The sequence below is a fragment of the Clavibacter sepedonicus genome (assembly GCF_000069225.1).
Lineage (GTDB): Bacteria > Actinomycetota > Actinomycetes > Actinomycetales > Microbacteriaceae > Clavibacter > Clavibacter sepedonicus.
Genome location: NC_010407.1, coordinates 2,997,626 through 3,016,158, shown reverse-complemented (window position 1 = coordinate 3,016,158; position 18,533 = coordinate 2,997,626). Strand labels below are relative to the sequence as shown.

The following is an 18,533-nucleotide window of genomic DNA, read 5'->3' as shown; positions in this document are numbered from 1 at the left end:
CCGCCGCGTGCTCACCACACCCACCGAACAGATTGATCCGATGAAGCTCGAACTGCGGGGAATCACCAAGCGCTTCGGCGCGCTGGTGGCCAACGACCACATCGACCTCGTCGTCCACCCGGGCGAGATCCACTGCCTGCTGGGCGAGAACGGCGCGGGCAAGTCCACGCTGATGAACGTCCTCTACGGCCTGTACCAGGCCGAGGAGGGCGAGATCCTCCTCGACGACCGGGTGGCGCGGTTCGCCGGCCCCGGCGACGCGATGGCCGCGGGCATCGGCATGGTGCACCAGCACTTCATGCTCATCCCCGTGTTCACGGTCGCGGAGAACGTCATGCTCGGACACGAGGAGACGAAGCTCGGCGGACGGCTCGACCTGGCGGGCGCCCGCGCGAAGGTGCGCGAGATCTCCGCCCGGTTCGGCTTCGACGTGGACCCGGACGCGCTCGTCGCCGACCTGCCCGTCGGCGTGCAGCAGCGGGTCGAGATCATCAAGGCCCTGTCACGTGACGCCGAGGTGCTCGTGTTCGACGAGCCGACCGCGGTGCTCACGCCGCAGGAGACCGACGAGCTCATGGTGATCATGAAGCAGCTCCGCGACGCGGGCACCGGCATCGTCTTCATCACCCACAAGCTGCGCGAGGTCCGCGAGGTCGCGGACCGCATCACCGTCATCCGGCTCGGCAAGGTCGTCGGCGAGGCCGAGCCCACCGCGAGCAACGCCGAGCTCGCGTCCCTCATGGTGGGCCGGAGCGTGTCGCTCACCGTGCAGAAGGAGCCCGCGACGCCGGGCGCCGCCGCCCTCGTCGTGCGCGACCTCACGGTGGTGGACGCGTCCGGCCAGGTCGTCGTCGACGGCGTGAGCTTCGAGGTGCACGCGGGGGAGATCCTCGCCATCGCGGGCGTCCAGGGCAACGGGCAGACCGAGCTCACCGAGGCGATCCTCGGGCTGCAGCCGCGCGTGTCCGGCACCATCGACCTCGACGGCACGCGCCTCACCGGCCGCTCGGTCCGCCGTGTGCTCGACGCCGGTGTCGGCTTCGTCCCCGAGGACCGCAACGACGACGGGCTCGTCGGCGAGTTCACCATCGCCGAGAACCTCATGCTCGACCGGTCCGACAGCCCGCCGTTCGTCGTCGCCGGATCCCTGAAGCTCGGCTACCTCGACGAGTTCGCGCGTGACCGCGTGCGCGAGTTCGACATCCGCACGCAGGGCATCGACACGCACGTCGGCCGGCTCTCCGGCGGCAACGCGCAGAAGGTCGTGCTCGCGCGCGAGCTCAGCCGCGACCTCCGCCTCTTCGTCGCCGCGCAGCCCACGCGCGGCCTCGACGTCGGCTCCATCGAGTTCGTGCACACGCGCGTCGTCGAGACCCGTGACCGCGGCCTGCCCGTCATCGTCGTCTCCACCGAGCTCGACGAGGTCGCGGCGCTGGCCGACCGCATCGCCGTCATGTACCGCGGCGGCATCGTCGGCATCGTCCCGGGCGACACCCCCCGCGACGTGCTCGGCCTGATGATGGCCGGCGAGGTCCCCGCATCCGTCCCCACCACCACGACCGCCGGAGGGCGCACCGCATGACCGACGACACCACTCGTCCCGAGGGCCAGGGGCCCGAGGACCCGCCAGCGGGGCAGCTGCCCGCCTCCGGTCGCGAGGCCGGATCCGTGGGCGACCCCACACGCTCCGAGTCGCCCGCGGGCGTGCCCGCCGTGGCGGGCGGCGACGGCGACGAGGGCTCCCGCGCCGGGCAGATCCTCCGCGAGATCGCGAGCGGCAGCGCGCTCCTGTCGGTGCTCGCGGTCGTGCTGTCGCTGATCGTCGGCGCGCTGCTCATCGCCGTCACCGACGAGGAGACGCAGAAGGCGGCCGGGTACTTCTTCAGCCGCCCGCTCGACACCCTGCGCGCCGGGTGGGACGCCGCGTCCGGCGCCTACTCCGCGCTCTTCCAGGGCTCGATCTACAACTTCCGCCGGCCGGGGTTCGCGAACGGCATCAAGCCGCTCACCGAGACGCTGACCTTCGCGACCCCGCTGATCGCGGCGGGCCTCGGCGTCGCGCTCGCGTTCCGCGTGGGCCTGTTCAACATCGGCGCGCGCGGGCAGATGCTCATCGCCGCGGCCTGCGCCGGCTGGGTGGGCTTCAGCTTCGACCTGCCGCCCGTGATCCACCTGGTGCTCGCCGTCGGCGCGGGCATCGTCGGCGGCGCGGTCTGGGGCGGGATCGTCGGCCTCCTCAAGGCGCGCACCGGCGCGCACGAGGTGATCGTCACGATCATGCTCAACTACGTCGCGTTCTACCTCCTCTCCTACCTGCTGCGGACGCCCGGCCTCCTGCAGGCGCCCGGGTCGAACAACCCGAAGACACCGGCCATGCTCGACACGGCGGTGTTCCCGGCGCTCCTCGGCGACGGGTACTCGCTGCACGCGGGCTTCCTCGTGGTCGTCGTCGCGACGGTGATCGTCTGGTACCTCCTCAACCGCTCCGGCCTCGGCTTCCGCTTCCGCGCGGTGGGCGAGAACCCGAGCGCCGCGCGGGTCGCCGGCATCGACGTCAAGAACTCCTACCTCTACGCCATGCTCATCTCCGGCGGTCTCGCGGGCCTCGCGGGGGCCAGCCAGGTGCTCGGCACGGTCACGACGGGCTTCAGCTCGGGGATCGACGCCGGCATCGGCTTCGACGCCATCACGGTGGCGCTGCTCGGCCGCAGCCGCCCCTGGGGGGTCTTCGTCGCGGGGATCCTGTTCGGCGCGTTCAAGGCCGGCGGCTTCTCGATGCAGGCGGCAGAGGGCGTGCCCATCGACATCGTCGTGGTCGTCCAGTCGCTCATCGTCCTGTTCATCGCGGCGCCCCCGCTCGTGCGGGCGGTCTTCCGCCTGCCCGCGCCGGGCCAGGCGCGTCGCACCACCCGGATCCGGAAGGCGGCGCTCAGCTCATGACCGCGACCACCCCCGCCGCGCACGCCCCGGTGCCGCACGTCCCCGCGGCCGCCGCGCTCGAGCGCGCCGTCGCCACCAGCTGGAAGGCGCCCGTCGCCTTCGGCGTCTTCACGGTGATCTCGCTCGTCCTGTTCGTGCTGCTCGGTCGCGAGGGGTCGAGCACGTTCGGCCTCTCGACCGGGACCGACCTCATCCAGCTCGCGCCGCTCGTGCTGCCGACCGCCGCGACCGGCGTCGTCGTCACCGTGGTCCTCGCGGCGCTCACGGTGGTGTCCGTGCTGATGGTGCGCCGCTCGGCGAAGGTGCCGCTCTGGTTCACCGCCGTGTTCGCGATCCTGTTCCTCGTGGCGTTCCTCACCTGGGCATCCGCGGGCCAGACGATCCCCGTGCCCGGACTGCTCGTCGGGACGGTCGCCCTGTCGGTGCCGCTCATCTTCGGCGCGCTCGGCGGCGTCCTCTCGGAGCGCGTGGGCGTCGTCAACGTCGCGATCGAGGGCCAGCTGCTGGCGGGCGCGTTCGTCTCCGCGGTCGTGGCGTCCCTCACGGGGCAGCCGCTCATCGGCCTCGCGTCCGCGATGGTCGCCGGCATGCTCGTGTCGTTCGTGCTCGCGGCGTTCGCCATCAAGTACCTGGTCGACCAGGTCATCGTCGGCGTCGTACTCAACGTCCTGGTGACGGGGCTCACGAGCTTCCTGTTCTCGCAGGTGCTGTCCGCCGACCCGGGGCGGCTCAACTCGCCGCCGCGCTTCGACCGCATCGACATCCCGGTCCTCGGCCAGATCCCGATCATCGGACCGGTGCTCTTCCGGCAGACGATCATCGTCTACGTCATGTACGTGGCCGTGTTCCTCGTCTGGTACTGCCTGTTCCACACGCGCTGGGGCCTCCGCCTCCGCGCGGTGGGCGAGCATCCGCAGGCGGCCGACACCGTGGGCATCAAGGTCTCCGCGACCCGGTTCTGGAACGTGTCCCTCGCGGGCGCCATCGCGGGCCTCGGCGGCGCGTTCTTCACGCTCGGATCCGTCGGCGCGTTCAACAAGGAGATGACGGCGGGCGCGGGGTTCATCGCGCTGGCCGCCGTGATCTTCGGCCGGTGGGATCCGCTGCGCGCCACGCTCGCGGCCCTCCTGTTCGGCTTCGCGAGCAACCTGCAGAACGTCCTCGGCGTCATCGGGTCGCCCGTGCCGAGCGAGTTCATGCTGATGCTGCCGTACGTCGTGACCATCGCCGCGGTCGCCGGACTCGTGGGCCAGGTGCGCGGACCCGCCGCCGCCGGCAAGCCCTACGTGAAGTCGTGAGCGCTGTGGAGCCCGTGGAGTCGGGCGGCATCGACTGGGGATCCCTCCGCGAGGCGGCGCACGAGGCCATGGGCCGCGCGTACGTCCCCTATTCGAAGTTCCCCGTGGGCGTCGCGGCCATCGCCACCGACGGCCGCGTGATCACCGGCTGCAACGTCGAGAACGCCAGCTACGGCCTCACCCTCTGCGCCGAGTGCGCGCTCGTCTCCGTGCTGCACCTCACCGGCGGCGGCCAGCTCATGGCCTTCACGTGCGTGGACGGCGACGGCAACATCCTCATGCCGTGCGGGCGCTGCCGGCAGCTGCTGTTCGAGCACGCGGTGCCGGGCATGCTGCTGGAGACCGTCTCGGGGATCCGCACGATCGACGAGGTGCTGCCCGACGCCTTCGGGCCGAGCACGCTGGACGCCTACGGGGACCGCTCGTGAGCGCCGCGTTCGACGTCGTCGACCTGATCCGCACCAAGCGCGACGGCGGCCGGCTCTCGACCGCCGAGATCGACTGGCTCGTGGCGGCGTACACCGACCGCTACGTGGCGGACGAGCAGATGGCCGCGCTCGCGATGGCGATCCTGCTGCGTGGCATGGACCGCACCGAGATCCGCGACCTCACGCTCGCCATGATCGCGAGCGGCGAGACGCTCGACTTCTCGCGGCTCGGCAAGCCCACGGTCGACAAGCACTCCACGGGCGGCGTGGGCGACAAGATCACCCTCCCGCTCATGCCGCTCGTCGCCTCCTACGGCGTCGCGGTGCCGCAGCTCTCGGGCCGCGGCCTCGGCCACACGGGCGGCACGCTCGACAAGCTCGAGTCGATCCCCGGCTGGCGCGCCGACCTCTCCACCGAGGAGATGGTGCGGCAGATGAGAGACCACGGCGGCGTGATCTGCGCGGCCGGCAGCGGCCTCGCCCCCGCCGACAAGCGCCTCTACGCGCTCCGCGACACCACGGGCACGGTCGAGGCGATCCCGCTCATCGCCTCCAGCATCATGAGCAAGAAGATCGCCGAGGGCACGGGCGCCCTGGTCCTCGACGTCAAGTTCGGCTCCGGCGCCTTCATGACCGACATCGACCGGTCGCGCGAGCTCGCCCGCACCATGGTCGAGCTCGGCACCGACGCCGGGGTGCGGACCACCGCGCTCCTCACCGACATGGACGTGCCGCTCGGCCTCGCCATCGGCAACGCCAACGAGGTGCGCGAGTCCCTCGAGGTGCTCGCCGGCGGCGGCCCCGCCGACGTCGTCGAGCTGACGCTCGCGCTCGCGCGGGAGATGCTCGCCGCGGTCGGGATCCCCGACGCCGACGTCGACGTCGCCCTCCGCGACGGCCGGGCCATGGACTCGTGGCGCGCCACCGTGCGCGCGCAGGGCGGGGATCCGGACGCCGCGATGCCCGTGGCGCGCGAGACCCACGTGGTCACCGCCGAGCGCGACGGCGTGCTCGTGCAGCAGGACGCGCTCCCGTTCGGCATCGCCGCCTGGCGCCTCGGCACCGGTCGCGCCCGCCAGGGCGACGCCGTGCAGCACGCGGCGGGCGTCGACCTGCACGCGAAGCCGGGGGACGCGGTGCGCCGCGGCGACCCCCTCTTCACGCTCTCCACCGACGAGCCCGAGCGGTTCGCACGCGCGCTGGAGTCGCTCGAGGGCGCGTACCGCGTCGGCGACGCGGAGGAGCACGTCGCGCGCGGGCCGCTCGTCCGGGAGCGCATCACCGCCGAGGGCTGACCCACGGCCCGGCCGTCGTCCCGCGACGACGGCCGTGCGGAGACGCGCCTCAGCCGATGCGCTCGAGCGCGTCGACCACCACGTCCCAGAACCCGGCGTGGTCGAGGTCGACGGCGACCTGGGTCGTGCAGTCGGCGGGCGCGGGGCGGCGCAGGTCCGTCACCGTCATGCCGGTCGTGTGCGTGCCGGTCAGCTCGACGGACACGGGCGCACGCCGCGCCGAGACGAGGCGCGGGTCGATCACGCGCGCGACGGCGCAAGGGTCGTGCACGGGCGGGCTCGGGAAGTCCTGCCGGTCGTGGTACGCCCGGCCGTAGGACTCCATCGAGTCGACGACGAAGCGCGACGCCGGCGTGCCGAGCGCCGCGATGCGCGCCATGACCTCCGGCGTCGCCGTCGCCTGGTACGTCAGGTCGAGGCCCACCATCGTCACGGGCCACGCCTCGCCGAACACGATGTGCGCGGCCTCGGGATCCACGGCGATGTTGAACTCCGCGACGGCCGTGCGGTTGCCGTGGTGGTACCCGCCGCCCATGAGGACGACCTCCTTGACGCGCTCGACGATGCGGGGCTCGCGGCGCACGGCGAGGGCGATGTTCGTGAGCGCGCCGAGCGGCACCAGCGTGATCTCCCCGGGCGCGTGCGCCATGACCGTCTCGATGATGAGGTCCACCGCGTGCCGCGGGTCGAGCGCGACGGCGGGCTCCGGCAGCTCGGGTCCGTCGAGCCCGGTCTCGCCGTGGATCTCCGGCGCCGTCATCACGGGCCGGACGAGGGGCCGCGCGCAGCCGGCGGCGATCGGCACGCCCTGCATCCCGGCCACCGTCGCGACGGCCAGCGCGTTCCGCGTCACCTTCTCCAGCGTCTGGTTGCCGGCCACCGTGGTGATGCCGACGACCTCCACCTCCGGGCTGCCGTGCGCGAGCATCAGGGCCAGCGCGTCGTCGTGCCCCGGGTCGCAGTCGATCAGGATCTTGGTGGGCATGGGTCCTCCGGCTCGGTCGCGGCCCGCGGATGTCTCGCACACCGATCGTTCGTGTGCCGACGACCTCGGCGTGGGCCGCGTCGAGGCTAGTAGATTCGTCCCATGACGATCGCTCCCGAGGACTCCACGCTGCCCGGCGGAGGGTCGTTCCGCGACCTCCCCAAGGTCTCCCTGCACGACCACCTCGACGGCGGCCTCCGTTCCGGGACGATCGTCGAGATCGCCGACGAGATCGGCCTCGAGCTGCCCGCGCAGGGCGCCGAGGCGCTCGGCGAGTGGTTCCGCACCAGCGCCGACTCGGGATCGCTCGTTGACTACCTGAAGACCTTCGACGTCACCATCGCCGTGATGCAGACCGAGCAGCAGCTCGCCCGCGTCGCGCGCGAGTTCGTCGAGGACCTCGCCGACGACGGCGTCGTCTACGGCGAGATCCGCTGGGCGCCGGAGCAGCACCTCACGAAGGGCCTCTCGCTCGACCAGGCGGTCGAGGCCGTCCAGTCCGGCATCGAGGAGGCCGTGCGCGGCGTCGAGGAGGCGGGCGGATCCATCCGCGTCGGCCAGCTCGTCAGCGCCATGCGCCACCTCGACCGCGGCACCGAGATCGCCGAGCTCGCCATCCGCCACCGCGACCGCGGCGTCGTCGGCTTCGACATCGCCGGGCCCGAGGCGGGCTTCCCGCCGTCCCGCATGCAGGGCGCGTTCGACCTGCTCGCGCGCGAGTGGATGCCCCGCACCGTGCACGCGGGCGAGGCCGACGGCCTCGAGTCCATCCGCGGCGCGCTCCTCGACGGCCGGGCCCTCCGCCTCGGTCACGGCGTGCGCATCGCCGAGGACATCGAGATCGACAGCGAGGAGGGCGAGGAGGTCTTCGTCACGCTGGGCACGCTCGCCCAGTGGATCAAAGACCGCGGCATCCCGCTCGAGCTCAGCCCGTCGTCCAACCTGCAGACCGGCGCGATCGAGGTGTGGGGCGACGAGATGGTCGACCACCCGTTCGACCTGCTGTACCAGCTCGGCTTCGCGGTCACGGTCAACACCGACAACCGCCTGATGAGCGGCACCAGCATCAGCCGGGAGCTGTCGCTCCTGACGGACGCGTTCGCGTACGACCTCGACGATCACGAGATGTTCCAGCTCAACGCGGCGGCCGCGGCGTTCCTGCCGCTCGAGGAGCGCGAGGCGCTCGCCGAGATCATCTCCGACGGGTTCGCCCGCCTCTAGCTGTACTCGGCCGTGACGTTGGTGACACTTCGGGGCGTGTGAAGAGGCCTCCTGGCTTGATGGAGCTGTTCAGTTCAACCATCGCCAGGAGGCCTCGATGTCCCACGGTAATGCTCGTCTGACGGTTCACGGGAGGGTTCTCCTCGTGCGGCGGGTGGTGGAGGATCGTCGGCCGGTCGCGCACGTCGCGCGGGAGCTGGGGGTGTCGCGGCAGTGCGCGCATCGATGGGTGAACCGGTTCCGTGCCGAGGGGCTGCGAGGGCTGACGGATCGGTCATCGCGGCCCCGGTCAGTACCGAGGCGAACGAGCCCGGAGCGGGAACGGGCCGTGCTGGAAGCGCGGGCCCAGTTGCGGGCGGGTCCTGCGCGGCTGGCGCCGGTGACAGGTGTTCCATCCCGTACGATCTCCCGGATCCTGCGCCGGCACGGGGCGCCGCCGTTGGCATGGTTGGACCCCGTCACCGGGGCCGTGATCCGGGCATCCCGGTCAACGGCGCACCGGTATGAGCACGAGCATCCGGGTGATCTGATCCACGTGGACGTGAAGAAGCTCGGGAGGATCCCGGACGGAGGCGGCTGGCGGGTCCACGGGCGCAGCGAGCAGGTCCGCGGCCGCGGGATCGGGTTCGATTACGTCCATGCCGCGGTCGATGACCACACCCGTCTCGCCTACGCGGAGATCCATCCCGATGAGAAAGGCGCGACCGCGGCCGGGTTCCTGACCCGCGCAGCGGCGTACTTCGCCGGGCATGGGATCACCCGGATCGAGCGGGTCATCACGGACAACGCGTTCGCCTACCGGCACTCGACCGCGTTCAAGAACGCCGTCCAGGACCTGGGCGCGCGGCAGAAGTTCATCCGCCCGCACTGCCCCTGGCAGAACGGCAAGGTCGAGCGCTTCAACCGGACCCTCGCGACCGAGTGGGCCTACCGGCAACCCTTCACCAGCAACCAACACCGGGCCGACGCGCTTGACCCCTTCATCGAGCACTACAACACTGAACGAATCCACTCAAGCCACGGGCTCACGCCCGCGGCCCGAGTGTCACCAACGTCATGACCCAGTACATCTAGCGCCGCCTGGCCGGCCGGCGGGCAGCGGTCGGAGTCCGCGGACGTCACCAGCTCGACCTCTGCCACCTCGCCGGAGGGCACCGGCTGCTGCCGCGTGCCGTCCCGGGGCTCCGCGCGGTAGACGGTCATGCTCACGAGCCGCCCCGCGTGCGCGCCGTGCGCGTCGGCGAGCACGGTGAAGAGGTCCTCGATGCTCGCGGGGTCGATCTCGAGCCCCACCTCCTCGGCGGCCTCCCGGACGAGCGCCTGCCGCGCGCCCTCGCCGGGCTCGATCTTGCCGCCGGGCAGGTAGAGGACGTCCTGCCCCTCGACGCGCACCATCAGCACGTGACGGTCGCGGATGAGGGCGAGCGCGGCGACCCGCAGCGGACGCTCGTCGGGATCGCGGCGTCGGGCCGCGGAGCCCCCGGGGCCGCCGCCGTCGAGCTCGTCCAGCTCGTCGAGGTCGTCGTCATCGTCGTCGTCGAGGACGGGCACGACCGGTCGTCCGGCGGGGTCGGGGGTCGATGTCACGCGGTCCTCCTACAGTCCATCGAGGCTCTGGCGAGCCGCCCACTCCACGTCGAGCAGGGCGACGACCACGGTATCCGCCCATGCTCCACGGGCCCATCGGTCGTGCACCAGCAGCGCCTCGCGCCGCATGCCGAGGCGCTCGGCCAACCCGAGGGCCGCGGAGTCGGCCGCGTTGACCCGGCACGCGACGCGGTGGACGCCGACCTCGGCGAACGCGAGCTCGAGGATCCGGTCGGCCGCCTCCGTCGCGAGGCCCGCGCCCCGCACGTCCTCGTGCACGACCACGCCGAGCTCGGCCTGCCGGGCGCCGGGGTCGCGCAGCAGCAGGTGCACCTCGCCGACCACGCGGGCCCACCGCTGGCCCTGCGCGGGCAGCTCGATCGCGAGGGCGAGCCGGTCGCCGACGTCGGCCAGCCGGGTCCAGCCGAGGCGGTCGCCGAGCATGCGGGCGGGGTCGGACGAGGATCCGGCGAGGTGCGGCCGTGCTCCGGGGGACGCCGCGTAGGCGTCCAACGCGACCACGTCGTCCGGTGTGAACGGCCGCAGCACGAGCCGGGCCGTGCGGACGGGGCCGCGGACCTCGAACGGGTCGAGCGCGGGCAGGTCGCCGTCCATCGGGATCCTCCGGGTCAGGTCGCGGCGGGCGGCGTCGCCCACTCGTCGGCCAGCACGGCGTAGTAGAGGCTGTCGACCCACTCGCCCTTCACGAGGTGCTCCTCGCGGAAGTGCCCCTCCCGGCGCATGCCGAGGCGCTCGGCCATGCGGGCGGAGGAGGTGTTGCGGGCGTCGAGCTGCGCGAGGACGCGGTGGGCGCCGGCGCGCTGGAAGGCGATGTCGAGCATGGCGCGGCTCGCCTCGGTGGCGTATCCGCGACCGGCGAAGTCCGGGTTCATGACCCAGCCGATCTCGAGCTGGCGCGAGGCGGCGTTGCGGAGGAGGAGGGACACGTCGCCGACGACGCGGCCGGATCCCGCGCGCGGGTTGAGGCTCGGCTCGTCGGGCAGCTCGACGGCGAGCCCGAGGAAGTCGTTCGACTGCTCGAGCCGCGTCTTCCGGCAGCGGGCCGCGAGGTGGCGCTTCGACGCCTCGCGGTCGCGGAGCGGCCAGAACATGTACTCGACCACGTCGGGTCGGCGTTGGATGTCGGCGTAGTCGTCGAGATCGTCGGCCGTGTAGGGACGGATCACCAGGCGCTCCGTGCGCACCGGCTCGGACATCCTGAGCGGCGCGTCGAGGCGCGGGCCGCGGAGGATGCGGGGCCTCACGACGCCTGGCCCGCCTCGGCCGTGCGCGGCAGCGCGACGGCGACGGGGGAGGACACCGCGGCGGGCATCTCCACGTCGAGGCCGAACAGCGCCTGGACGGCGTCGACCACTCGGGCCCCCTCGCCCTGGCGCGCCAGCTCCCGGGCGCGGACGGAGGGCTTGTGCACGAGGACGCTCACGAGGTGACGGAGCGCCTTCTCGGTCGCCTCCGAGGAGTCGCCGCGCTTGCGCACGCGCTCCAGCTCGCCCTCGAGGACGTCGAAGATGTGGGTGCGCAGGGCGACGACGGCGGGGGCCACCTCGTCCTCGGCGCTCGCGGCGCGGAACTCGGCGGCGGCGGTGCTGACGATCTCGCGGGCGTCGTCCGTGGCGGTCAGGTCGCGCAGCGGCGCGTGCAGGCTGATGGTCTCGAGGTCGAGCAGCTCGACGCCCTCGACGGTGACGACGTCCGGATCCACGTTGCGGGGCAGCCCGAGGTCGATGACGAGGCGGCGGCGCCCGTCGCCCGACACCGCGGCGGCGCCCTGCATGTGGTGCGCGGCGAGCACGGCGGTGGGCGCCGTGCTGCAGGTGACGACCATGTCGGACGCGGCGAGCGCCTTCAGGAGGTCGCGGCCCTCGACGGCGGGGATCCCGTGGGGGCCCGCGAACTTCTGCGCGCGGCCCGAGGGGGAGTAGACGTGCACGTCGACGACGCCGCGGTCGCGGAGCGCGGCGAGGCTCGCGCCCGCGTACGCGCCCGTGCCGACGAGGAGGACGCGCGTGGCGGACCAGTCGGCGATGCGGCTCTCCGCGAGATCCAGCGCGAGGCGGACCATGGACCGTCCGGCGCTCTGCAGGCCCGTGCGCGTCTTGACGCCGCGGGACGTGTTGGACGCGGTCTGGAAGAGGCGCTCGAGCCCGGTGCTCGTGGTGCCGCCGGTGCGCGCGCCCTCGAGCGCCCGACGCACCTGCCCGGCGATCTCGCCCTCGCCGACGACGACGGACTCGAGGCCGGAGGAGACGGCGAAGAGGTGCTCGGCGACCGCGTCCCCGCACTTCACGTCGACGCTGCCGCGGACGTCGTCGCGGGCGATCCCGCTGGCCCCGCTGACCACGTCCACCGTGGCCTCGACGGCCAGCGCGCGGGCGGCGGTGAGGGGCTCCTCGACGTCGAGGTAGGCCTCGAAGCGGTTGCAGGTGGCGAGGACGACGGCCCCCGCGATGAAGTCGTTCTGCTCCATGAGCGTGCCGGCGACGGAGGGTGCGGCCACGGACAGCTTCTCGAGGACCTCGAAGCTGGCGTTGTGATGACTCGCCGTCAGACATATGAGCACGGTCCATGGTAAACCTCCCCGCCGTGTGCTCCGGGCCGGTGAGGGTGTCCTGACAAGGTCAGGCCCGCCTCCCCAGCCGAGCGGGCCCGCAGGCGGGGGATGCGATGATCTGATCCGTGATCACGCCCTCCTCCTCGTCCTCCCTCGCGTCCGCCGCCCTCCCGCTGCCCGCGGAGCACCCGCTCAACACGCGCACCTCCTCCTCCCTCCTCGTCGAGGCCTACCGCGGCCATCGCGGCGAGCGCGCCCCCGTGTGGTTCATGCGCCAGGCCGGCCGCTCGCTGCCCGAGTACCGCGAGCTGCGCGTGGGCACGCGCATGCTCGACGCGTGCCTCGACCCGGAGATGGCCAGCGAGATCACGCTGCAGCCGGTGCGCCGCCACCACGTCGACGCGGGCATCTTCTTCAGCGACATCGTCATCCCGCTGAAGCTCGCGGGGGTCGGCGTCGACATCGTCGCGGGCCGCGGGCCCGTGCTCGAGAAGCCCGTGCGCACCGCGGCCGACGTCGCGGCGCTGCCGTCGCTCGACCCGGCCGCCCTCGAGCCCATCCGCCAGGCCGTCGCGCGCACGGCCGCCGAGCTCGGCGACACCCCGCTCATCGGCTTCGCGGGCGCGCCCTTCACGCTCGCCGCCTACCTCGTCGAGGGTGGGCCGAGCAAGGACCACATCGCGGCGCGCGGCCTCATGCACGCGGATCCCGACGCCTGGGACGCCCTCATGCGCTGGTGCGCCGAGATCACGGGCGTCTTCCTGCACGCACAGGTCATGGCGGGCGCCTCCGCCGCGCAGCTCTTCGACTCGTGGGCGGGCGGCCTCTCGCTCGCCGACTACACGCAGCGCGTCGCCCCGGCCTCCGCGCTCGCGCTCGACCACGTGCGCACGATCACCGCGGCGGACGGCCGCACCGTCCCGCTCGTCCACTTCGGCGTCGGCACGGGCGAGCTGCTCGGCGCGATGCACGACGTGGGCGTCGACGCGGTGGGCGTCGACTGGCGCATCCCGCTCGATGAGGCGTCGCGCCGCCTCGGCGGATCCGTGCCCGTCCAGGGCAACATCGACCCGGCGCTCCTGGCGGCCCCGTGGCCGATCCTCGAGGCGCACGTCCGCGACGTGCTCGAGCGCGGGAAGACGGCACCGGCCCACGTCCTGAACCTCGGCCACGGCGTGCCGCCCGAGACCGATCCGACCGTGCTCACCCGCATCGTGGACCTCGTCCGTGAGTAGCGACCCGCGTCAGGCCGCCGGTGAGGTCGACCCGACCGACGTCGTCGTGGTCGGCGGCGGCGTGGGCGGCCTCATCGCCGCGCGCGCCTGCGCCCTGGCCGGCGAGCGCGTGATCCTCGTGGAGGCGTCGCCCGCGCTCGGCGGCACCGTCGGATCGCACGTGGTCGACGGCCTCCGCCTCGACAGCGGCGCCGAGAGCTTCGCCACCCGCCGCAGCACGGTGGCCGCCTTCCTCGGAGAGCTCGGACTCGCCGACCGGATCGTGCAGCCGAACCCGGACGGCGCGTGGGTGCAGCTCGCCGAGCGCGCCATCCAGCTGCCGCGCACGGGCCTCCTCGGGATCCCCGCGCACCCGTTCGACGCCACCATCGCCACCGCGATCGGCCGCGCGGGCGTCGCCCGCGCCAAGGCCGACCTCCTCCTCCCCGCTGTCGTCGGCGCGAAGGAGCGCACGCTCGGCGGCCTGGTGCGCGCCCGCATGGGCGACCGCGTGGTCGACCGGCTGGTCGCGCCCATCGTCTCCGGCGTGCACAGCGCCCACCCCGACGAGGTCGACGCCGACTCCGTCGCGCCCGGCCTCCACGCCGGGCTCGCCGAGCACGGCTCGCTGGGGCGCGCGGTCGCGTCCATGCGCGCGGCGTCGCCCGCGGGATCCGCCGTCAGCGGCATCGTCGGCGGCGTCCACCTGCTGGTGGACGCGCTGGTCGCCGACCTCGCGCGCCTCGGCGTCGACGTCCGGACCTCCCTCGCGGTCGAGTCCGTCCACCGGCACCGCTCCCATGAGGGCGCGTCCGCGTCCGACGACTGGCACGTCGAGCTCGCCGACGGCCGCGGCATCGACGCGGCGGGCGTGGTCCTCGCGATCCCCGCTGCGGGGCTCACCCGCCTTTTCTCGGGACTCGCGCCGCGCGCCGTCACGGAGGGCTGGCCCGAGCCGTCGTCCGTCGAGCTCGTCACGCTCGTCGTCCGCGCGCCCGAGCTCGACGCCGCACCCCGCGGCACCGGCGTGCTGGTCGCGGCCGACGCCCCGGGGATCCGCGCCAAGGCCCTCACGCACGCGACCGCGAAGTGGCCGTGGCTGAAGGCGGCCGCGGGCGACCGGCACGTGCTCCGCCTCTCCTACGGACGCGCGGGCGGCGACGACGACACCGCCGGCGTGCCCGACGACGAGCTCACCGCGATCGCCGTGCGCGACGCGTCCGGGCTGCTCGGAGTCGACCTCGCGGGCCGCGTCACCGGATCCGCCCGCGTGCGCTGGACCAACGCCCTCCCGTTCGCCGCGTCCGGCCACCGCGAGCGCGTCCAGGCCGTGCGCGACGAGGCGGCCGAGCACCCGGGTCTCGAGATCACCGGATCCGCCGTCGCGGGCACCGGGCTCGCCTCCGTCGTGGCCGACGCGCAGGCCGCCGCGGCGCGCCTCCTGGCCCGCTGATGCGCGGTCGGGGCCCCGCCTGGCCGGGCACCGACCGCCCCGTCGCCCCCGACCACGCGGCAGCGCCGGAGGGATACGCTGGACCGACGTGTGCTGCACGTGCCCCCTCAACGATCGGAGATCTCCCATGAAAGGCAAGCTTCTCTTCGTCGCCGGAGCTGGTGTCGGCTACGTCCTCGGCGCCCGCGCCGGACGCAAGCGCTACGAGCAGATCCGCACGAACGCCAAGAAGGTCTGGGACGACCCGAAGGTCCAGCGCCAGGTCGACAACGCGGCCGGCTTCGTGAAGGACCACACCCCCGACGTGGCGCACGCGGTCGTCGGCGGCGCCAAGAAGGTCGTCGGCACCGTCACGGGCGGCAAGAAGGACTCCGCGAGCGGCTCCACCCCCTCGAGCGCATCGGGCACGCACTACCCGACCATGGACCCCGCATCGCCCGAGCCGAACGGCTCCGGCACCTCCCGCTGACCCGCCCGCCCATCCCCAGGAGGGAACCCCGCATGACGGATCAGGATCTCAATCCGAAGAGCAAGCGCTCGCTCGTCCGGCTCGTCGCCGACCTGCCGACGCTCATCGTCCAGCTGATCAAGGACGAGATCGAGTCGTTCAAGAACGAGCTCGTCACCAAGCTCAAGCACGCGGGGATCGGCGCCGGCTTCCTCGTCGTCGCGCTGTTCTTCGCGTTCATCGCGTTCCTGGTGCTCGTCGCCGCCGCGATCCTCGGCCTGTCCGAGGCGTTCTCACCGTGGCTCTCCGCGCTCATCGTCGCAGGCGTCTTCCTCCTCATCACGGTGGTGCTGGCGTTGCTCGGCATGCGCTGGATCAAGAAGGGCGTCCCGCCGACGCCCGAGGAGACGGTCGACAGCCTCAAGGAGGACGTCGACGCGGTGAAGGGGACCGGCAAGTATGACCACTGATCGCCCCCGCCCCACGGGACCCCGCTCCCGCGCCGAGCTGAAGCTCGACATCCAGCACACGCGCGAGGAGATCTCCGCCACGCTGGACGCCCTCGAGGCCAAGCTGAACGTCCGACGCCGGGCGAAGGACGGCATCGCCGACCTCCGCCGCCGAATCCGCCGCACGGCCGACGAGGACCCGCTGCTCCTCGTGGCCGTCGGGGTGGGCGCGGTCGTCGTCGTCGGCGGCGTGGTCTGGGCCGTGGCCCGCGCCGCGCGTCGCTGATACGCCGGTCGAGCATCCGCCATGGCCGAGGGGGGTTCCGTGCGCGCACGCCGCCGCGAGGCGCGTGAGCCGGGATCCCTGGGTGCGCATCCGCTGATGCTGCCGGGCCTCGTGGGGCTCGCCGGCTCGCTGATCCTCCTCGCGGCGTCGTTCATCGTCGGCCATGCTCCGGCCGAGTCGGAGCTGTCGCGGACTCCCGTGATCGGCGCCCTCCGCGTCTCGCCCCTCGCGACGAGCATCGCGTCCCTCGCGGTCGTCGTCGGCGGCCTGATGCTCACCTCGGCGTGGCTCCTCCTCGGCGCGCTGCTCCCGCGGCTCGGACAGGCCGGTCTCCGCGCGACGCTGCGGCTCGCCGTCGTGTGGACGGTCCCGCTGCTCTTCAGCGCGCCGCTGTTCAGCCGCGACATCTACTCCTACATCGCCCAGGGGCGCGTGCTGGGGGCCGGCCTCTCGCCGTACGAGCACGGGCCCGCCGTGCTGCCCGACTGGCGGAGCACAGGCGTCGATCCGCTGTGGGCGCACAATCCCGCGCCGTACGGGCCCCTGTTCCTCGCCATCGAGCGCGTCATCGGCGGGATCGACGACGCCCTGGGCGTGGAGGTCGCGGTCCTCGCGGCGCGCGGCGTCGCCGTCGCCGGCGTCGTCCTGATGGTCGTATGCGGCCTCCGCATCGCCCGCCGCCGCCGGATCGACCCCGTGCGGACGGCGTGGTTCCTCGCCGCCAGCCCGCTCGTCGTCTTCAACTTCGTCATGGCCGCGCACAACGACGCGCTGATGATGGGCCTGCTCGTCGCCGGCCTCCTCGCGGCCATCGACTCGCGGCCCGTGCTCGGCGTCGTGCTCGTGACGTGCGCGGTGGCGGTCAAGCCCATCGCGCTCCTCGCCCTGCCCATCGTCGCCATCGTGCACGCCGAGATGCGGGCCCGTCGCGTCGACGACCGGGCGCCGGAGGGCGTGGCCGTCGACGGCTCGGCGGGCGGCGTCCCCGGCCTCCGCCCGCCCACGCGCGACCCGCGGGTCTGGGCGGCGTGGACCGTGTCGGGCATCGCCGCCATGGGCCTCCTCGCGCTCGGCGGTCAGCTGCTCGGCGTCGGCCTCGGCTGGATCTCCGCGCTGTCGAGCCCCGTCTCCGTCGTCTCGTGGTTCATGCCGTTCGGCGTCGCCGCGGGCGCGTTCGGCCCGCTGGTCGAGGCGCTCGGCGGGCCGGGCGGGGCGGTCGAGGGCGGGATCAAGACCGCGGGCATCCTGCTCGGCTTCGCGGGCGCCGCGTGGTGCATCCTCACGACCCGCACGCTCTCCGGGGAGGCGCGGCTCGCGCTGGCGTTCGCGTGCGTGGTCGCGATGTCGCCCGTCGTCTACCCCTGGTACGGCTTGTGGGTGCTCGTGATCCTCGCCGTCGTCGGCATCGCGGACGGTGCGGCCATGTCGCTCGCGGTGTCGGCGACCGTGTTCCTCGTCGGCGTCAACCTGCTGGAGCCGATGGCCGTCGTGCACTCGGTCGCCTCCGGCTGGCCGCGCCTGCTGGTCGTCGTCGTGGCGGTCGTGGGGATCCTCGGGGTGCTCGCGCCGGGGCTGCAGGGGCTCGCGGGCACGGATCCGTTCCGCGCGCTCCGCGCCCCCCGCCACCAGTTCTCGGCCGCCCGGCAGCCTCCGGTCTGACCCTCCTCCCGCGACGCCGCAGCGCGCGGGAATGCGCGCGACCGCCGCCGACGTTCCCCGAGCACACCACCGACGGGAGCGCGACCATGGACACCGACCTCGACTGGCACGACCTCATCCGCCGGGCGCACGGCGGCTTCGCCGACCGCCTCGGCGCCGTCACCGACTGGACCGCCCCGACGCCCGACGTCGAGTGGGACGTGCGCGAGCTCGTGGCGCACGTCATCGAGGAGCAGCAGTGGGTGCCGCTCCTCCTCGCCGGCCACACCGCGCAGACCGGCCAGGCGCTGATCCGCGAGCTCGACGACGACCTCGTGGCCGAGTGGGGCCGCTACTCCCGCGAGGCGCTCGCGGCATGGGAGGGCGTCGACCCGGAGCGTCCCGTGGTGCTGTCGACGGACCGTGTGCCCGCCCGCGAGTACCTCCGCGAGCAGCTCTCGGACGTCGTGATCCACGGCTGGGACCTCGCGCGCGCGGTCGGCGCCGACGAGCGCATCGACGACGAGCTCGTGCGCGCCACATGGACGGTGTTCGCCCCGCAGAAGGACACGCTCGAGGCCAGCGGCCTGTTCGCGTCGCCCGTGCCGGTCGCCGAGGACGCGCCCCTGCAGGTCCGCCTGCTCGCGCTCACCGGCCGCGACGCCCGGTAGGTGGGCGGGATGATCTGACGGCGGCCCGGCCGATGCGGGGCGGGGTCG

The 18,533-nt window shown here is 73.4% G+C and carries 19 protein-coding genes; 14 read left to right on the top strand and 5 right to left on the bottom strand.

The annotated features are described in order from the left end of the window. The first annotated feature begins 40 nt into the window (after positions 1–40). From CMS_RS14110 to CMS_RS14090, 5 genes are read left to right on the top strand one after another with little or no spacing between them, the layout of a single operon-like run. Positions 41–1,582, top strand: coding sequence for an ABC transporter ATP-binding protein (locus CMS_RS14110; RefSeq protein WP_012300088.1), 1,542 nt, complete (start codon positions 41–43; stop codon positions 1,580–1,582). Further along, positions 1,579–2,940, top strand: a complete 1,362-nt coding sequence (locus tag CMS_RS14105; protein WP_012300087.1) for an ABC transporter permease — start codon at positions 1,579–1,581, stop codon at positions 2,938–2,940. The genes CMS_RS14110 and CMS_RS14105 overlap by 4 nt, the downstream gene beginning before the upstream one ends. Then, complete coding sequence (locus tag CMS_RS14100; RefSeq protein WP_012300086.1) at positions 2,937–4,238, top strand: ABC transporter permease; 1,302 nt, start codon at positions 2,937–2,939, stop codon at positions 4,236–4,238. Before CMS_RS14105 ends, CMS_RS14100 begins: the two co-directional genes overlap by 4 nt. Further along, positions 4,235–4,666 (top strand): cytidine deaminase, encoded by a 432-nt coding sequence (locus CMS_RS14095; RefSeq protein WP_012300085.1) that lies wholly within the window; start codon positions 4,235–4,237, stop codon positions 4,664–4,666. The genes CMS_RS14100 and CMS_RS14095 overlap by 4 nt, the downstream gene beginning before the upstream one ends. Further along, on the top strand, positions 4,663–5,961 hold the full coding sequence (locus CMS_RS14090) for a thymidine phosphorylase (RefSeq protein ID WP_012300084.1): 1,299 nt from the start codon (positions 4,663–4,665) through the stop codon (positions 5,959–5,961). Before CMS_RS14095 ends, CMS_RS14090 begins: the two co-directional genes overlap by 4 nt. A gap of 49 nt (positions 5,962–6,010) precedes the next feature. On the opposite strand, the gene uriH is transcribed toward CMS_RS14090, so the two are convergent. Then, the gene (gene uriH, locus CMS_RS14085) at positions 6,011–6,946 is read right to left on the bottom strand and encodes a uridine-preferring nucleoside hydrolase UriH (RefSeq protein WP_012300083.1); all 936 of its coding nucleotides are present in this window, start codon (positions 6,944–6,946) and stop codon (positions 6,011–6,013) included. A gap of 102 nt (positions 6,947–7,048) precedes the next feature. Here uriH and CMS_RS14080 point away from each other — a divergent pair, with 102 nt between their 5' ends. Further along, complete coding sequence (locus tag CMS_RS14080; RefSeq protein WP_012300082.1) at positions 7,049–8,167, top strand: adenosine deaminase; 1,119 nt, start codon at positions 7,049–7,051, stop codon at positions 8,165–8,167. Positions 8,168–8,264: 97 nt separating this feature from the next. Then, positions 8,265–9,227 carry an IS481-like element IS1121 family transposase gene (locus CMS_RS14075; protein ID WP_012296860.1) on the top strand — a complete coding sequence of 321 codons (963 nt, stop codon included), beginning with the start codon at positions 8,265–8,267 and terminating at the stop codon, positions 9,225–9,227. On the opposite strand, the gene CMS_RS16275 is transcribed toward CMS_RS14075, so the two are convergent. Genes CMS_RS16275 through CMS_RS14055 form a run of 4 tightly spaced genes read right to left on the bottom strand, consistent with a single transcriptional unit; the run spans position 9,158 to position 12,335 of the window. Then, complete coding sequence (locus tag CMS_RS16275; RefSeq protein ID WP_012300081.1) at positions 9,158–9,754, bottom strand: NUDIX hydrolase; 597 nt, start codon at positions 9,752–9,754, stop codon at positions 9,158–9,160. The two genes, CMS_RS14075 and CMS_RS16275, sit on opposite strands and share 70 nt — an antisense overlap. A gap of 9 nt (positions 9,755–9,763) precedes the next feature. Next, positions 9,764–10,369, bottom strand: coding sequence for a GNAT family N-acetyltransferase (locus CMS_RS14065; protein WP_012300080.1), 606 nt, complete (start codon positions 10,367–10,369; stop codon positions 9,764–9,766). A 14-nt stretch (positions 10,370–10,383) separates the two neighbouring features. Then, the gene (locus tag CMS_RS14060) at positions 10,384–10,959 is read right to left on the bottom strand and encodes a GNAT family N-acetyltransferase (protein WP_223842669.1); all 576 of its coding nucleotides are present in this window, start codon (positions 10,957–10,959) and stop codon (positions 10,384–10,386) included. A gap of 56 nt (positions 10,960–11,015) precedes the next feature. Next, positions 11,016–12,335 (bottom strand): glutamyl-tRNA reductase, encoded by a 1,320-nt coding sequence (locus tag CMS_RS14055; protein WP_012300078.1) that lies wholly within the window; start codon positions 12,333–12,335, stop codon positions 11,016–11,018. A gap of 116 nt (positions 12,336–12,451) precedes the next feature. Here CMS_RS14055 and hemE point away from each other — a divergent pair, with 116 nt between their 5' ends. From hemE to CMS_RS14020, 7 genes are all read left to right on the top strand, one after another. Then, positions 12,452–13,561: a uroporphyrinogen decarboxylase gene (gene hemE / locus CMS_RS14050; RefSeq protein WP_012300077.1), complete on the top strand. Its 1,110-nt coding sequence runs from the start codon at positions 12,452–12,454 to the stop codon at positions 13,559–13,561. Next, entirely contained in the window at positions 13,554–14,993 is a 1,440-nt protein-coding gene (hemG, locus tag CMS_RS14045) for a protoporphyrinogen oxidase (protein ID WP_041464736.1), read from the top strand. Before hemE ends, hemG begins: the two co-directional genes overlap by 8 nt. A 127-nt stretch (positions 14,994–15,120) precedes the next feature. After that, positions 15,121–15,462 carry a hypothetical protein gene (locus CMS_RS14040; protein ID WP_012300075.1) on the top strand — a complete coding sequence of 114 codons (342 nt, stop codon included), beginning with the start codon at positions 15,121–15,123 and terminating at the stop codon, positions 15,460–15,462. A 32-nt stretch (positions 15,463–15,494) separates the two neighbouring features. Next, positions 15,495–15,911 carry a phage holin family protein gene (locus tag CMS_RS14035; RefSeq protein WP_012300074.1) on the top strand — a complete coding sequence of 139 codons (417 nt, stop codon included), beginning with the start codon at positions 15,495–15,497 and terminating at the stop codon, positions 15,909–15,911. Then, a complete protein-coding gene (locus CMS_RS14030; protein WP_012300073.1) occupies positions 15,901–16,176 on the top strand; it encodes a DUF3618 domain-containing protein in 276 nt (91 codons plus the stop codon). The genes CMS_RS14035 and CMS_RS14030 overlap by 11 nt, the downstream gene beginning before the upstream one ends. Positions 16,177–16,215: 39 nt before the next feature. Next, positions 16,216–17,835, top strand: a complete 1,620-nt coding sequence (gene mptB / locus CMS_RS14025) for a polyprenol phosphomannose-dependent alpha 1,6 mannosyltransferase MptB (protein ID WP_223842668.1) — start codon at positions 16,216–16,218, stop codon at positions 17,833–17,835. A gap of 86 nt (positions 17,836–17,921) precedes the next feature. Continuing rightward, positions 17,922–18,485: a TIGR03086 family metal-binding protein gene (locus CMS_RS14020; RefSeq protein ID WP_041464735.1), complete on the top strand. Its 564-nt coding sequence runs from the start codon at positions 17,922–17,924 to the stop codon at positions 18,483–18,485. The last annotated feature ends 48 nt before the right edge of the window (positions 18,486–18,533 follow it).

What these genes read in the sequence shown, in the direction of transcription:
- CMS_RS14110 (WP_012300088.1), top strand. Translation starts at nt 41, where the DNA reads ATGAAGCTCGAACTGCGGGGAATCACCAAGCGCTTCGGCGCGCTGGTG.
- CMS_RS14105 (WP_012300087.1), top strand. Translation starts at nt 1,579, where the DNA reads ATGACCGACGACACCACTCGTCCCGAGGGCCAGGGGCCCGAGGACCCG.
- CMS_RS14100 (WP_012300086.1), top strand. Translation starts at nt 2,937, where the DNA reads ATGACCGCGACCACCCCCGCCGCGCACGCCCCGGTGCCGCACGTCCCC.
- uriH (WP_012300083.1), bottom strand. Translation starts at nt 6,946, where the DNA reads ATGCCCACCAAGATCCTGATCGACTGCGACCCGGGGCACGACGACGCG.
- CMS_RS14080 (WP_012300082.1), top strand. Translation starts at nt 7,049, where the DNA reads ATGACGATCGCTCCCGAGGACTCCACGCTGCCCGGCGGAGGGTCGTTC.
- CMS_RS14075 (WP_012296860.1), top strand. Translation starts at nt 8,265, where the DNA reads ATGTCCCACGGTAATGCTCGTCTGACGGTTCACGGGAGGGTTCTCCTC.
- CMS_RS14065 (WP_012300080.1), bottom strand. Translation starts at nt 10,369, where the DNA reads ATGGACGGCGACCTGCCCGCGCTCGACCCGTTCGAGGTCCGCGGCCCC.
- CMS_RS14040 (WP_012300075.1), top strand. Translation starts at nt 15,121, where the DNA reads ATGAAAGGCAAGCTTCTCTTCGTCGCCGGAGCTGGTGTCGGCTACGTC.
- CMS_RS14035 (WP_012300074.1), top strand. Translation starts at nt 15,495, where the DNA reads ATGACGGATCAGGATCTCAATCCGAAGAGCAAGCGCTCGCTCGTCCGG.
- CMS_RS14030 (WP_012300073.1), top strand. Translation starts at nt 15,901, where the DNA reads ATGACCACTGATCGCCCCCGCCCCACGGGACCCCGCTCCCGCGCCGAG.
- CMS_RS14020 (WP_041464735.1), top strand. Translation starts at nt 17,922, where the DNA reads ATGGACACCGACCTCGACTGGCACGACCTCATCCGCCGGGCGCACGGC.